We start from the raw sequence: 13653 nt of genomic DNA, 5'->3' as shown, positions 1-13653 counted from the left end.
CCTTTGCGGTGCTCCCAGCCATAGCATATCTGCCGGTCCTTTTCCATCCTGTCGCGCTCCTCGGAATTACAAAGCTGCGCCCTGTTGTCCCGTTTCTACCAAAGCATCCGTTTCCTGACGCCAAAACTCTCTTCCAGTCCCATTTTCCAGACACCGTCCTCCTTCACAACCTTCAGGACGGCCTCCCTGTCCGAGTCTCTGTGAAAGACGATGATTTCCGCCTTTTCGGCGCCTGCCTTGCCCATCATCCACCGGCTCTCCCTGATCACGGAGTTCGGGTCGAACGCGGCCAGGAAATTTTCCCAGTAAATCACCGCATCAGGCCCTTCATTCGCGAAACTCATACGAAGCTTCGTCCCGTCACACCGGATGTGCATTACATCGCAGGCATCGAGCACATCCCTGACAACGGCTTCTTTTGATCTCCTGCTGATGCTTTCCCATAGTTCTCCGTACCGTTTTTCGCTCATGCAGAGGAAGGTTTTCTCGGCCGCCGATAAGATGGATTGCTCCTCATCCGTTATCATGACCCTCTTCTGTGCAATACCGCATGAAATCAAATCCAGAACGATGCAGGCCATCAGGAAGAGGAGCATGAAGCCTCCCGTCTTGTTCTCAAATCCCATCGCTCTCTCCATTTCGGTCACTATTCATCCGGTCGTTATCATTCCCATATCGTCTTATTCCGGAAGCTGAGGAGAAACATGGGGGATCGGAAACGGCCTTCCTGGATAGGGATTTCCAGTCCCGTCTCAATGATGCGATGTTGTTGCATGTGTCGGCGCAGAAACAGCACCGCCGCCTCCGCCGCCTCCACCGGACACCAGGACCGCCGCAGCCGCCACGGCAGCGGCAACCAGCGCGCCGACCGCAATGGTTCCCGCGCCGATGGACGCGGCTGCCGCCGTTCCTCCGGCCGCTCCCGCCGCGGCGACCGCGTCAGTCGCCGTGGTAACCGCAGGAGCGGCGGAGGCAACCGCCACGGCCGTCTGTCCGGCCGCCAGTGTTACGGATCCCGCTGCCGTAATGACCACGGCAGTCCCGGACAGACAGGTCACGGTGGTCGTCGGCACTCCTCCGGCACCGATCACAACCGCAAATTCGATCACCGTCCCGGTCAACCCCGCAACGGCGGTCGGGCTCTCCAGGTTGAAGGTGTTCCCACCCCCCATGAAGCGCTTCACATCGGCTGTGATTTTACCGGATTCGACATAAATCTTCGCCGACCGGATTCCCCCCCGGAGAACGAATTTCTTCATGACGACACGGCTGTTCCGGTCGATGGTGACCACGGTTTCATCTTCCAATATCCCCTTGACCAGGCCATCCTTTCCCGTCCGGATGATGTCCCCCTCCTGCAAACCGGTTTGCACATCCGGTCTGAACTTTGTCCCCGCCCGTATCAATTCGGCATCGCCGTTGACAAGAACGAGCCGACCCGCTCGTGCGGCATCGAACGCGGACGCGGGAGCGACAGACTGCATCAGGACGGCCATGACGACCAGGCAGCGAATCCAGACCTGCTTCATACATTCCTCCTTGGCTTGTTGTAATATGGGCGCGTCCTTATCCGCCCTGCTCGTTCCCGTCAAAACACCTTGATGATGATCCCCGTCGTGGCCGCGATGTTCATGAGGATCTGGGCGATGTCGCGGATCTCCCTGAGCCAGGCGATTCGTTCCAGCTTTTCCGGAACAACCACCACGTCTCCCGGTTCCATGGTGTCGTCACGATGTGCAAACGGTGCCATCTCCCATCGCTCCCTGCCGTCGCTCCACCTCAGATATCGATCGCCCGCCCTGACGGCGCTTCCATCGACCTTGAGAATGAAGACGCTATTCTCGTCGGCGTACCGGCTGTACCCTCCGGAGAGCCGGATATAATCGCCGTAATCCAGGCGGTCCATAAAAAGATGGCTCGTCGGGCTCATCACGGCACCCGCCACGTTCACCACGCTCGGCCGCGCCGGAATGTACAGGCTGTCGCCGTTTTCCAGCTCGATGTCATACGGACCGCCCTTGAGGACCCGCAGGTGTCCGAGGTGGATCGTCATGCGGCCGGTCGCCTTCAGCAGGCGCATGGCATCGACCAGCTTCCTTTTCTGTTCCAGCTCGATCTTTCTGGACTCCGCGTCCTCGGAGGAGAGGGAAGAGGAAATGCCGGTCGCGCCATCGGTGAGAATCTCCTTTTCCATCCTCCGGGCCATGTCCTCCAGGCTGCTCTGCTGCAGCGACCGCACGCTATCCCTCCTGAAAACAGCGCCCCGCAGGTAGGCCTTGTCCGTGTATCCTCCGGCCCGCTCGATCAGCGACGACAGGCGCTCGCCTTTCCGAACGGCATACTTCCCCTCGAAGAGAATCTCCCCCGAGACGGAGGCAAACTGTTCCGTACGCCAGTTGCTGATTCTCCGGACCAGAAGCCGGTCGAAGGGATTCAGCTCCACATCGGCTCCCGGCTTTCCTTCAAGGATGTCCCGCAAGCGGATCTTTTTGTGCTCAAGCACCCCTTTCTTTCCTGCTTCCACCGTCTGCGACGAGAGCTCCGCCTCTTCCCGATAAGCCGACTCCAGCAGGCCGCCGCCCTTGAAGACAAGGTCGCTGACTTTCATGCCTTTCGTGTAGACATGGATTCCGGGCCGGCCCACTTCCCCTTCCACGTAAACGTACTGACGCGGCATCTTTTCCCAGATGGAATGCACGATGATGCGGTCCTTCGGCAAAACGGCATGATTTTCCCCCGGGTCTCCGGTCATGGCCTTTTCGACATGAAAATAGAGGGTCTCATACTCCCGGTCATTCCCGAAGCGGACGATCTCCCCCGTCTCCAGGTCCGCGTCGGGCGTCAGTCCGCCCGCACCGAGGATGGCATCCCGGACGCGCAGGTTATCCGTGACCAGGAACCGGCAGGCAGCGGAGAATCCTTTCTCCAGCTCCCCCATCTTTTCCAGGTACACGGATAGATTCAATTTTCTCATCTCCGCCGCCACCTCCCGGAGATCTTCCTTCGGATCATACCGGCTCTCCCTGTTCAGGCGCCCGGAGATCAGGAGCACGCGCTCCGCCAGCATCCTTTGATGGTCGCGTTCCAGATCCTCTCCCATTTTCCGAAGCCCCGCAGCCTGAACCGACCGGCTCTTCTTCCTGTCTACAGGCTCCGGCCTTGCCTGGGGGGAACGTTCCAGGCCATCGGCGGAGAGCTCGGTCATTTCCAGGCATTCTCCCCGGACTTCTCCCTCGATCATGGCAAACGGCCTGTCCTGGAAGAGCCAGCGGGAAAAAACGAACACCTGGTCCTCGGGTTTCAGCTCGATGTCGGCGGCCGCATCCTTCTCCATGAACAGACGGCGCAGGCTGAAAGGGACCAGCATCGCGCTCCGTTCGGGCAGCCTGACCCTCTTGATCAGTGCGTAGTCAAGGCTCGTTTCATCCAGCAGGTTGTCCATGCCCCCAATGAGGTCCCGCACCCGCATCCCGGGCTTGTATTCGAACTTGCCGGGCCGGCGCACGTTTCCCGCCAGGTGGACGGCGTTCCGGTCGATGTCGACAACGGAGAAGACCCTGACCAGATCCGCATCCTGCATGTGGAAGCCCGTGGATTTCCCGAGTTCCCGGTTGTTCAGGTCGACGATGACCTGCCGCTCGTTGTTCTGCACCCTCGACACCTGGATCTGCTGCAGATAGGCGGACGGAATGATCCCCCCCGCCAGGGCAAAGACGTGTTCCAGCTCCGCGTCGCCCTTCAGCTCGTAAATCGCCGGACGGCGCACATTGCCGGCCACGCCGACGATCGGACCCACTACGGGCACGAACACCACATCGTCCCGATGAAGGGTCATGTCGCCGGACCGGTCTCCTTTCAGAAAAAGGTCGTAAAGGTCGAACGATCCGGCGATTCTGCCCTTCCGGCGGACCTGGATTCTCCGCATCGACCCGATGTCCGTCGGGCCGCCGGCCATCAGGAGGGCATCGGTAACCGTCGCCAGGGAACCGACCGTATAAGTGCCGGGCCTGCACACGTCACCCAGGACGAACACGGGGATCGTCTTCAGCGATCCCATGGAGATGTCGACACTGGCCCCGACGATCTGGTGGGCCTGAGAGATAACCTTCTTGGACATTTCCTCGAAGGTCAGGCCGGCCACGTAAATCGGACCGATCTGGGGCAGCACGATTTTACCGTCCCGATCGACCACCAGGTCGTGCTGGCCGTTTACGCGGCCCCACAGGAGAATCTTCACCTCGTCTCCGGGACCGACCATGTAATTCATCGGAACGGGGATGTCCCTGCGGTCCGCCGTCACGTTGACGGCAGCCTCCCGGAAAAAGTCATACCCGAAGGGTTTCAGGTCCACCGACACGTCCTGGAACCTCCCCATCGGCCGCGACCGCTCGAATAGGCTCTTCCTTTCCGGAAGCGTAGAATATCCTGGACTTCGCGGGCTCTGTTGCCTCGGCGCCTTCCCGTTCCCGTCCGCATCAGACTTCATTCCGTTCCCGAACCCGGAAAGATGATTCTTCAATGCCTGGCATTGCTGCGGCGACAGGTTCTTCTGCCGGCAGACGGCATCCAGCGACGGGTCCTGGGACGGCCCGGTGTTCAGGGACCCGTTCCGAAACCCGTCGGCGGAACCATTGAGGCCGCCCGACGCAGCGCCTTCGGCTGGAACACGGCTTTTAAGGGACAGGGTCTGCGGCGGCACAGGATCCCTCAACCGGATGGCGGTGTCGAGCGGCGGGTCCTGCGCCCAACCGGATCCGGCTGTAAGCAGGAAGAGCACGCCCGTCAGGATCATGGATTCAAGGAAACGGCTTTTCATTCTCTCGCTCCTTCAGAAAATTTTTCCATCCTTCCAGATTTTCCAGGACGAACACGACGGCAATGGCCATGAACAGGGAGAGAAACAGGCTCACCAACACGATCTGCATCCGTTGTGGCTTGAACTTCCGGTCGGGCGCCCTGGGCGGATCGATGACCTTGAAGGCGAAGTTCTCTTTCGCCTCGACCGTCATGGATCGCTCGATCTGCTGGGCGATCATGTTGTAGATGTTCTGCCGGATGAACGGATCGGCCGTCTTGTCGAGCTGCTCCTCGAGATACTTGCGGTTCACCAGGACGACCCGCCGCGCTTCGCTGCTCATGTGGTCGTTCAGGGCGGTCAGGAAATGCTCCACGATTCGTGCGGCCATATCGGGATTTGGGCCGGTGACGGCAATGGTGATGGAATTCTCATCGAGATTGTTCTTCACGGTCACCATGTCGTCGAGCTTTCGGAGGCCGTCCCACATGTCGGGAACTCCGTCACTTTTTTCCTGCTTTTGCGACACCGGTCCCGGCTGCAGCATGCGGGCGGCTCTTTCGACATACACGAGCGGGTTCAGGCTGATGCCGTCGAGCCATCCTTTTTTCCAGCGGTTCTGTTTCCAGTCCCATTCGTCCGGAAACAGCACGGGCAGCAGGTTATTTCTCTCGATCACCTTTTCCCGCAGGATGTTCGAATTCAGGAAATTCATGATGTCATTGGCGCTGGCCGGGGCACCCAGGAGTGATGCGCCGGTGAGGCCGCCGATCTGCTGTGCCAGCGCCGATAATGTCCCGCCGGTGTCCTTCCCGGCAATGGGAGAGATGACGGCCGTCGCCTGGTATACATCCTTCATCAGCAGTGTGGACATGGCGGTCAATATCAGGACCGTCAGGACAAACCGGCTGATGAAACGCTTCCGACGCCTGACGATCAGCCAGAAGTCCATCAACTGAACCATGGCCTCGTCCCCGGGAACACCATCCGCCAAATGCCCGAACTCCTCTTTTTTTGTGTCTTCCTCACCCATCTGCATTGCTCCTTCACCTTCCAACACCGGGATCCTTCATGGCGCAGCCACCGGTCCCGTCCACCCATGAATCATGTGCCGATCTGTGTTCATGAACGCGTTCACACTGCGGCCGATAAAATCGAAGAGGCTCACCGGATGCGCGATGTCCTGCGCCACATCCCTTGTCCAGGGAGAAAGCGCGAAGCTGTAGGAGGACCTCGAATCCCGTCCAAGGAACAGACGCAACGGAATTGAAACGGCAATTCCCTTGTCGTGGTAGCCCCGGTTGTAATCGTCCGTGAAGACGGACGTGTCGGAAACGCTGTACCAGGCGGAAAGGACCACGCCGTGGAAACTCTTCGAAACGGTCAACCGCATGCCGTTGTCCCCCGCAAGGAACCGTCCGGCCTTTACGTCGATCCATGCATCCATCTCCGGCAGGTTCAGACGGGCATTGAAAAAACCCGTCGTGTAACAATCCTTGTAATCGTTTTCCTTGAACCGGAAGGGATTCTTCGGATCCCGTTTTCTGACCGCACTCCCGCCCGCCCCGACGAGCATCCGCCCTCCGAAGAGGGGCATGGCGATCTCTGCATCGATCCCGGCATACTGGATCTCCAGGAGCCCGACGGAGAGTTGGCCGTAGGTCTCGTTCCCGCCCTTCCAGATCTGATTGACCAGCAGGCCGCTGAGGCTGACTTTTTCTCCAATGTAGTCCACCAGGTCCGTCCGGACGGCATTGGACGAGGGCGTGACGGGAGAAGAGATGTTGTTGAGGGGAAAGGTTTCCGCCGCGACCAGCACGGAGCCCCCCGGCCAGAGCGAGAGGCTTCCCCACCCGCTCAGGCCGAAGCGGTACTGGAAGAAACCCGAGGGATCATTCAGGTACGTTCTAAAATCGGGTTTCAGCCCGTAATCGAAGATTTTCCTGTGCCTCTTCTTTGTCTTCAGCGGTTCCCCAACATCCGCCCGCAGCTCGGAGACCTGCATGAACTCATCGAGGTTCAACTGTCTCGTGACATACAGCCGGATATCCTCGCGGGTTGTCGAGAAGGACCTCATCGGAATGCCCTGCTGTGTCAGAAGGATGTGCACCCCCTGAATTTCCGGTGGTGCCGTTCGATCCACAACCCGCAGAACCACCCCCAGGGCCTTCATGTCATGGAAGTACCTTCCGTTGGCCGCCTGCACCCACAGATCTCCCCCGGCCACCAGAACCCCGATGTCTGTGAAACCGGACCGGGAAAGGGCTTCCATTAGCCGTTCCACGAACGGACTCGACCGCATCTCCATGCTTTCCTGCAAGGGAGGATCGGCAATGGGAAGCAGGGGACGCCCGAGGTCAAATGTAACATTCAGGTTCACCCCGACCGTGTCTCCCCGCTGGAAGCTAACAACCGTCTCCAGCCAGTCCCGGGGCCGGATCCGCAAGCCATAGTTGAATTTTGAAGGCACGGGCTCACGGAAATAGATGGAATTCGCGGGATCGCGCCGGTGATTGTGATAGGGCGTCGGATCGTACTCAACCATGAAAGAAAGCCAGTCAACGGGGGAAAACTCGACACCCCAGAAGCAGTTGGCATCGCTCCACCACCCTACGGGATCGGTGAAGATTTCGGCCTTGACGGAATCGCCGGACCCGACATCGGCCAGTTCCTGTCCTCCATACCGCCCGTTGGCGAAACCGAATGTGAAATCGAATGGATAAATTTGCTTGCTGGCAACGACATACTGGGAACTGAAGAGCCTGGTCCCATGGGGATCCATCAGACCGACGGCAAGGGCCGGAAGGTACTTCGTCTCCGGCAGAAGCCGGTATTTGACGTCCAGGGCCTTGTCCTTGTAGTTTCCGTATTCCGGACTGTCGGCAAATCCCCGGACCCCGATTACCTCCGTAATCCGCCCGTCGATTTCAAGACCCCTGAAAGGGCTTATCGTGCCGTAGTAATATCGGTATGGATGGACCTGGGAGGCACCGACCCGGAAAGCTCCTTCTTTCATAAGCCGGGCCGTCGGAATCGCCATCAATCCCGTGCCGCCCCAGTTCGCAGCCCCCGTGAAGGGAGCGTCCGCACCAAGCAGCCTGGAAGGGACAAGCCAAAGCAGAACCAGGAGAAGAAACATCGCCGCGGTCTGGAGTGGTACCCCATCGATCCTCACCGTTTCCCGACCGCCTTCCCGCGTGCCTTGACGGACCGATCCAGGAAAATGCGACTCCCATTTGTACAGGGCGGCTGTCCGCCGATTTCGGCGACAGACCTTTCCAGGAGTGGTACCTCTGCCGCCGTGCCGCCCCCCGGCCGGACAATCCCTCCCGCCATTACTTCCCCCCCTTCGCCAGCAGCACGGTTCGCATCGTCCGGAGCAGGATGTGCAGGTCCATCGACATCGAGGCGTTCTTCATGTAGTACAGGTCGTACTCGAGCTTTGCCCGGGCGTCTTCAACCGTCGTCCCGTGGGGATAATTGATCTGGGCCCACCCGGTGATTCCCGGCCGGATGAAGTGACGCAATGTGAAATAGGAAATCCTCCGCTCGAATGCCTCGACCTCCTCCTCCATCAGCGCCCGGGGTCCCACCAGGCACATGTCTCCCCGCAGCACGTTCCAGAGCTGGGGCAGTTCATCCAGCCGGTATTTCCGGATGACGCCCCCCACCCGGGTAATCCTCGGATCATCCTGCCGTCCCGCGTTCTCCCGCATGAATTCCGTCCCCATCTTCATGGATCGGAACTTGACCAGATCGAAGGGTACCCGGTTCAAACCGATCCTGCGCTGGCGGTACAAAACAGGTCCGGGAGACTCCATCCGGATGACCACGGCAATGAGCAGCATCACCGGCAACAGGATTGCCAGCGCAACCAGGGAAATCAGTACGCCCAGAATTCTCTTCAGCCTCCGGTTGTAAACCGTCTTCCGGACTCCCGACAGGGGAACATGGGCCAGCCAGACGTCGCTCATCCCGCTGACGGGGAGCCTCTCCAGCACGCGCTCGTAAAATCCGGGAACGTCCGACACGGCCACCCCCCGCATCTTCGCTTCGATGAGGGCCCGGTAGGACTCGGGACTGATCCCCCTTTTCGTATTCACAACAATCTCGTCGAAGGCTTTTTCATTGATGAGGCTCCCGACCCGGTCCTCCCAACCCTTCTTCAGGGTCAGGGCCACCGCATAGTCCGGCCTCCGTCCCAGCGCCTGCCGCAGGCTCTCCGCCGTGTCTTCGCAGCCCAGAACCGCCACCCGGAGGGCCTTGGTCGTATTGGTCATCAAACGCTCGAAAAACATCGACCATACAAGGGCAAGAACGAATACGAGCATTCCCTGTACAGCCAGCACCCTCATTCCATAAGGCCGCTCCTGAAACACAAAAGATCCCGCCGCGATGAGGATCGCCACCGTTACCTGCGCCAGGACAAGGCGCACCAGGAACCGCGCCTTGCTGAAGCGGAGATCGAGGTCGAAAAGGTCAAACAGGTAGAATACCAAGAGATAAGACAGGATGGCGAACAGATCCGGGGAGCGGAATATTGCACCCGGTGACGGGATCATGCCGGACAGGACAAGCGGCGTCAGATGGAAAGAGATCGTGACGATCAGCGCATTACCCGCCAGCAGGAGCATCTGTCTTTTGCGAATGTCAATCTTCATGCAGGACCGATCTGGAAATGCGGAGACATTCTCCGGGCCGGGACAGGGAATGACGCGTTCGAAGGATCGTGACGTTCCAAATCCGGGACATGTGACGAGGTCTCTGATGATGAGCGGCGGTGAACAGGGGAAAGGAGATTCCTTGGATATTCAAGCAATCCTGAGAATCATGTTCGGCTTGAACCCTTAACAGGAATTCCGAAGAATTCAATACCTGTTGATCAACTGAACTTTGCCTATGGAAATTAAGTTCTTAAGCAAGATGACAGAAGTACCCCTTACGAGGATATTGCGTGATTTTGTGCAACATTCCTGGGTGGGACAAACCACTGATGAAACGAGAGAACTGCAGGGCAACACAGGGACGGGCGGCAGGGAAGTATTTACAGAAGTATAAGAGTCCGGGGGGCCGGACCGGGAGAGACGTGCATCGCCGGAAGCCGGTGAATGTGCCGCTGGGCGAGGCGGGAAACGGATCGGACGCGGAATTTCATCCCCGAGCGGTGTACCGCATGGGAGAGGATCAGGTGCCCGGTTCTCCCGTATGCCCTGTGGACGAGCGTCGAAAGGCGATCAGCACGAAAGCCGCAAGGGCGATCGTCAGGATAATCGCGACCATTGCCATGGCCGGGAGAGACATGGAGTTCTCCTCAACGGAGAGCGTTGTCCTGAGCAGGCGACTGTCGTATTCCTCTTCCGTCTCGCAACTCACCAGCACGGATACCGGATGCCCGCCCCGGACGGATCGTTTGGCGTCGAGCCTCACCTCCTCGCGGCGTTCTTCGCCCGGTCCCATCTCCAGTTGCAGCTCCGTCCGGTCTGCCGTTACGCCGCCGGGAAGATGGATGGAAAACACGGGCCGGATGGGTGTATCCATCCTGTTTTTCACGATCAGCACGATTTTCGTGCCGGCATTGCCGAAGAGTGTCCACCGCGCCGCCGGTATTTCCAGCGCTACGGACAGTCCCGGCATTTCCGCCATGGCCGGTATCCCGGAGGCTACCGCCGTCTCCCGGGTTTCCTGTGCGTTTTGCATTTCCGGCTCGCTCCCGCTCACTCGAAAGGCACGGAAGGAATGGATCCGGTGGGGCATACCGTTCTGCTCATGGTAATCCAGCCGGGCGGCAAGGATGTATCGTCCCGGCTTGAGGCCCTCCAGGCTGAACTCCACCCGCTGGCTGCGGCGCTTGCCTGCGTGGACGTCCCCGAGGGGATCCGAGCGACGGGTATCGCCGGCGAGGGATGACATGATGGAGACATTGTATGCGGTTTCCCCGCCGTTGTTCGTCGCGGTGGAAACGGCAACCAGCCTTCCCGGGGACGGTGCCGCCCTCATATCCAGTTTCATGGAGGGCACGCCGGCATGCAGCATTTCCGGCACCAGGACCAGGAAAAGAAGGAAAGAAAGCCCGGCAAGGCATTGAATCATGGACCGCATGGCGTTGTTCATGGTGTGCCCGATTTGGCCGTGATTGTGGCAATCCTCCATCTTCATGCATCCCGGTCGATCCCGGTCCGACGGAGTAATCGTCCTATGTCTTTGTTTTTTCGTTCCGGAAAGAAAACCGGGAGTGGCCGAGCCAGCTCACCAGTACCGTCACCGGCATGACCAGGGCGCCCGCGATTTTGGGGTCGATCCTGAACACCTCCACGAAGACGGGAAGCGACACAAGCCCCACGACAATGCTCACCAGGTAGGTCGAGAAAAACCGGAATAACTCCGGCACCATGGCCCATCCGCGGGCTTCCGAACGGAACGTTATGAATTTATGGAAGATATAGGCGTTCAGGATGGCCAGGATGTTCGACAGGACCGCGGCCGACATGTAGGCGGCGGCACGGCTCGCAAAGAGCCGTTCGAAGAGCCAGTCCAGGGCGACGTACACACCGTAGCCGAAGAAGGTGTTCCAGACGCCGACGAGGACAAACCGGATCTTCACTCCGTGGCGTGCGAAGCGTTCGTGGATCATGGCAAACCGGGGGTCCGTCGGGAAAAGACGGTGCGGCATGCGATCCCGCGGCGGGACATCCTTTCGGGAGGAACGGCTCTCTTCCGGTCAGTCAAAGTTGATGCGCTCCTTCTCGATGACCAGCGGGCGCTTAAGCACCTGGGTGTGGATGGCGCCGATGTACTCGCCCACGATGCCGATGAAGAAGAGCTGGACGGAGGCGAAGAAGAACAGGCCGATGACCAGGGGCGCGATCCCGACGGAAAAGCTGTCCCAGAAAACGAGTTTGTAGACGAAATAGCCGAAGGCGACCAGGAGGCTCAGGATGGCCACGCCAAACCCGGTCATGGCTGCGAGGCGCAGGGGAAGCCGGGAATGGTTGACGAAGCCGGTCATTGCAACATCGTAGAGGGTGAAGAAATTATTCTTGGACCGCCCATGCCGGCGCGGCGGTTGGTCAAACGGCACCGTGGCACGGCGGAAACCGATCTCCCCGACCAGTCCGCGAAAATAGGGATATGAATTCTTGTACAGCGCGAGGGCGTCCATGAACTTGCGGTCGTAGAGGCCGAAGCCCGTGAAGCCGCGGATGATGTGGTCGGATTCGGAAAAGCGGGACAGGAGGTAATAATAGAAATTCCGGACCACCGAGACGACGGCGTTCTCGGCCGTTTTCCGCTTCACCGCGATGACGACTTCATGCCCCTCCTCCCACTTCTTCACGAATTCCGGAATCAGCTCCGGAGGATTCTGCAGGTCCGAGGTGATGGCGACGACGGCATCTCCCTTCGCCTGGAGAAGGGCGTGGAACGGGGAACGGATCTGCCCGAAGTTGTTCGCGTTCAGAATCACCTTGAACTTCCTGTCGGTGGAGGCCAGGCGGCGCAGGATCTCCTGGCTGCCGTCGGTCGAGCAGTTGTCCGCCACGATGATCTCGTAATCATACCCGGGCAGCTGTTCGAAAACCTTCATCAGCCGGTCATAAAACGGCTGCAGGTTTCCCTCCTCGTTGAAACAGCCCGCAACAACGCTGATGGTCTTCCGGCCCAGGCTCATGCGGAACGTTCTCCTGAATTGCCCAAGAATATGATTTTGTTCTGCAATCCCATATTCCGGATCTCCGCCGCGATCTCGTCGCCGAAAACCGCCGCAGCGATCAGAATGGTACAGTCCTTCCCCTCGTCGCGGATTGCCCGGGGGGAATGGACCGTTCTTCCTCCAATCCGTGTGCCCTGCTTGTGCGGATCGTTGTCCACGATCAGGACGATGTTGCATCGGCCCAGACTCGATCCGGCCAGGAGACGGCTCGTGTAATTCCCCGCCCCCCAGACGATCACTTCTTCTCCCGTTTCCTCCAGTTCGTCAAGAACCCGATTGACACCCGCCATTTTCTTCGTCTGCACGATATACTGAACGACGGCATTTCGCGCATATGCAAGCATATCACCGGCGGGTTGCCCCGTGTTCTCATATGCGCAGAAGATCATCGGCTGCGTCGTCCGGGCCAGCGTGATGGTCGTCTTGAGAAATGCGTTCACATGAAAGCCGTGCTGAAGTCCGAGGTTGAACAGCGACGTCTCCTCGAAGTGATTGATGTGCTCTATGTTGAAGTAATCGAAGGGAACAGCATCGAAAAACCGGTACCGCGAGGCGTCGGGAACGCAGACAAACAGCCGGCCGCCGTGCTTCAGAAGCCTCTTGGCCGTCTCCATGACGCCGCCGACGTCGCAGATGTGCTCCAGCACCCCGGAAAGCACGGCGCAGTCGAACGTCCTGTCCGTGGAAACGGAGAAGATGCTGCCGGCGATCCCCGGGATGCCCTTTTCCCGGAGCGCCGAGATGCATGCCTCGGACGGATCCAGGCCCGTCAGATCCGACAGCCCGCGTTTCCGCAGTTCCAGAAGCAGCAGGCCATTTCCGCAGCCGATGTCGATGACGCTGTCCGCCCGGTTGCCGATGAACGAATCGATCCACGCGGCCCGGTCGGCGTAGAGGGAGCTCTCGGGGCAGGTATAATTCATGTCGTATCGCGACATGTCCGCATAGTACCGGTCATAGGCAGCCTGTCCGGCGGGCGTGTCCGCATACACGAACCCGCACCGGCCACAGGCGACGACGTCATACGCCGCGGGCAGGGGGTGGTTCTCCGGCAGAATGAATTCCTGCGTGTGGAGGCGCTCGGCGCCGACCCCGTTCCCGCATACGGGACAGGGCCTCATCGGCTCGTTCTTGATCATGCGTGCCCGCC

At 59.4% G+C, this 13653-nt stretch carries 10 protein-coding genes; all 10 read right to left on the bottom strand.

The genetic code is table 11. The features are described 5' to 3' along the window. Nucleotides 1-95: 95 nt before the first annotated feature. The 10 genes from PLO63_06815 to PLO63_06770 all read right to left on the bottom strand — a co-directional run bounded on the left by PLO63_06815 (nucleotide 96) and on the right by PLO63_06770 (nucleotide 13642). The gene (locus tag PLO63_06815; protein HOI73844.1) at nucleotides 96-647 is read right to left on the bottom strand and encodes a hypothetical protein; all 552 of its coding nucleotides are present in this window, start codon (nucleotides 645-647) and stop codon (nucleotides 96-98) included. Between the two features lie 105 nt (nucleotides 648-752). Continuing rightward, on the bottom strand, nucleotides 753-1529 hold the full coding sequence (locus PLO63_06810; GenBank protein HOI73843.1) for a FecR family protein: 777 nt from the start codon (nucleotides 1527-1529) through the stop codon (nucleotides 753-755). Nucleotides 1530-1588: 59 nt separating this feature from the next. Next, nucleotides 1589-4816: an SLBB domain-containing protein gene (locus tag PLO63_06805; GenBank protein HOI73842.1), complete on the bottom strand. Its 3228-nt coding sequence runs from the start codon at nucleotides 4814-4816 to the stop codon at nucleotides 1589-1591. Next, a complete protein-coding gene (locus PLO63_06800; protein ID HOI73841.1) occupies nucleotides 4797-5828 on the bottom strand; it encodes a Wzz/FepE/Etk N-terminal domain-containing protein in 1032 nt (343 codons plus the stop codon). The genes PLO63_06805 and PLO63_06800 overlap by 20 nt, the downstream gene beginning before the upstream one ends. A gap of 36 nt (nucleotides 5829-5864) precedes the next feature. Further along, the gene (locus PLO63_06795; protein ID HOI73840.1) at nucleotides 5865-7970 is read right to left on the bottom strand and encodes a YjbH domain-containing protein; all 2106 of its coding nucleotides are present in this window, start codon (nucleotides 7968-7970) and stop codon (nucleotides 5865-5867) included. A gap of 160 nt (nucleotides 7971-8130) precedes the next feature. Then, complete coding sequence (locus tag PLO63_06790) at nucleotides 8131-9456, bottom strand: sugar transferase (GenBank protein ID HOI73839.1); 1326 nt, start codon at nucleotides 9454-9456, stop codon at nucleotides 8131-8133. A 523-nt stretch (nucleotides 9457-9979) separates the two neighbouring features. Next, nucleotides 9980-10951, bottom strand: coding sequence for a hypothetical protein (locus tag PLO63_06785; GenBank protein HOI73838.1), 972 nt, complete (start codon nucleotides 10949-10951; stop codon nucleotides 9980-9982). Between the two features lie 37 nt (nucleotides 10952-10988). Further along, nucleotides 10989-11465 (bottom strand): GtrA family protein, encoded by a 477-nt coding sequence (locus tag PLO63_06780; GenBank protein HOI73837.1) that lies wholly within the window; start codon nucleotides 11463-11465, stop codon nucleotides 10989-10991. A gap of 48 nt (nucleotides 11466-11513) precedes the next feature. Further along, the gene (locus tag PLO63_06775; GenBank protein ID HOI73836.1) at nucleotides 11514-12461 is read right to left on the bottom strand and encodes a glycosyltransferase family 2 protein; all 948 of its coding nucleotides are present in this window, start codon (nucleotides 12459-12461) and stop codon (nucleotides 11514-11516) included. Continuing rightward, a complete protein-coding gene (locus PLO63_06770; GenBank protein ID HOI73835.1) occupies nucleotides 12458-13642 on the bottom strand; it encodes a class I SAM-dependent methyltransferase in 1185 nt (394 codons plus the stop codon). Before PLO63_06770 ends, PLO63_06775 begins: the two co-directional genes overlap by 4 nt. Between the last annotated feature and the right edge of the window lie 11 nt (nucleotides 13643-13653).

The sequence above is a fragment of the Syntrophales bacterium genome (assembly GCA_035363115.1).
GTDB lineage: Bacteria > Desulfobacterota > Syntrophia > Syntrophales > PHBD01 > PHBD01.
Note: the sequence above shows the minus strand (reverse complement) of the source record. Positions and strands in the feature narration are given on the sequence as shown.

Bases quoted from the DNA above. Each gene is read 5' to 3' on its own strand.
- PLO63_06810 (HOI73843.1), bottom strand. From the start codon at position 1,529: ATGAAGCAGGTCTGGATTCGCTGCCTGGTCGTCATGGCCGTCCTGATG.
- PLO63_06805 (HOI73842.1), bottom strand. From the start codon at position 4,816: ATGAAAAGCCGTTTCCTTGAATCCATGATCCTGACGGGCGTGCTCTTC.
- PLO63_06800 (HOI73841.1), bottom strand. From the start codon at position 5,828: ATGGGTGAGGAAGACACAAAAAAAGAGGAGTTCGGGCATTTGGCGGAT.
- PLO63_06790 (HOI73839.1), bottom strand. From the start codon at position 9,456: ATGAAGATTGACATTCGCAAAAGACAGATGCTCCTGCTGGCGGGTAAT.
- PLO63_06785 (HOI73838.1), bottom strand. From the start codon at position 10,951: ATGAAGATGGAGGATTGCCACAATCACGGCCAAATCGGGCACACCATG.
- PLO63_06780 (HOI73837.1), bottom strand. From the start codon at position 11,465: ATGCCGCACCGTCTTTTCCCGACGGACCCCCGGTTTGCCATGATCCAC.
- PLO63_06775 (HOI73836.1), bottom strand. From the start codon at position 12,461: ATGAGCCTGGGCCGGAAGACCATCAGCGTTGTTGCGGGCTGTTTCAAC.
- PLO63_06770 (HOI73835.1), bottom strand. From the start codon at position 13,642: ATGATCAAGAACGAGCCGATGAGGCCCTGTCCCGTATGCGGGAACGGG.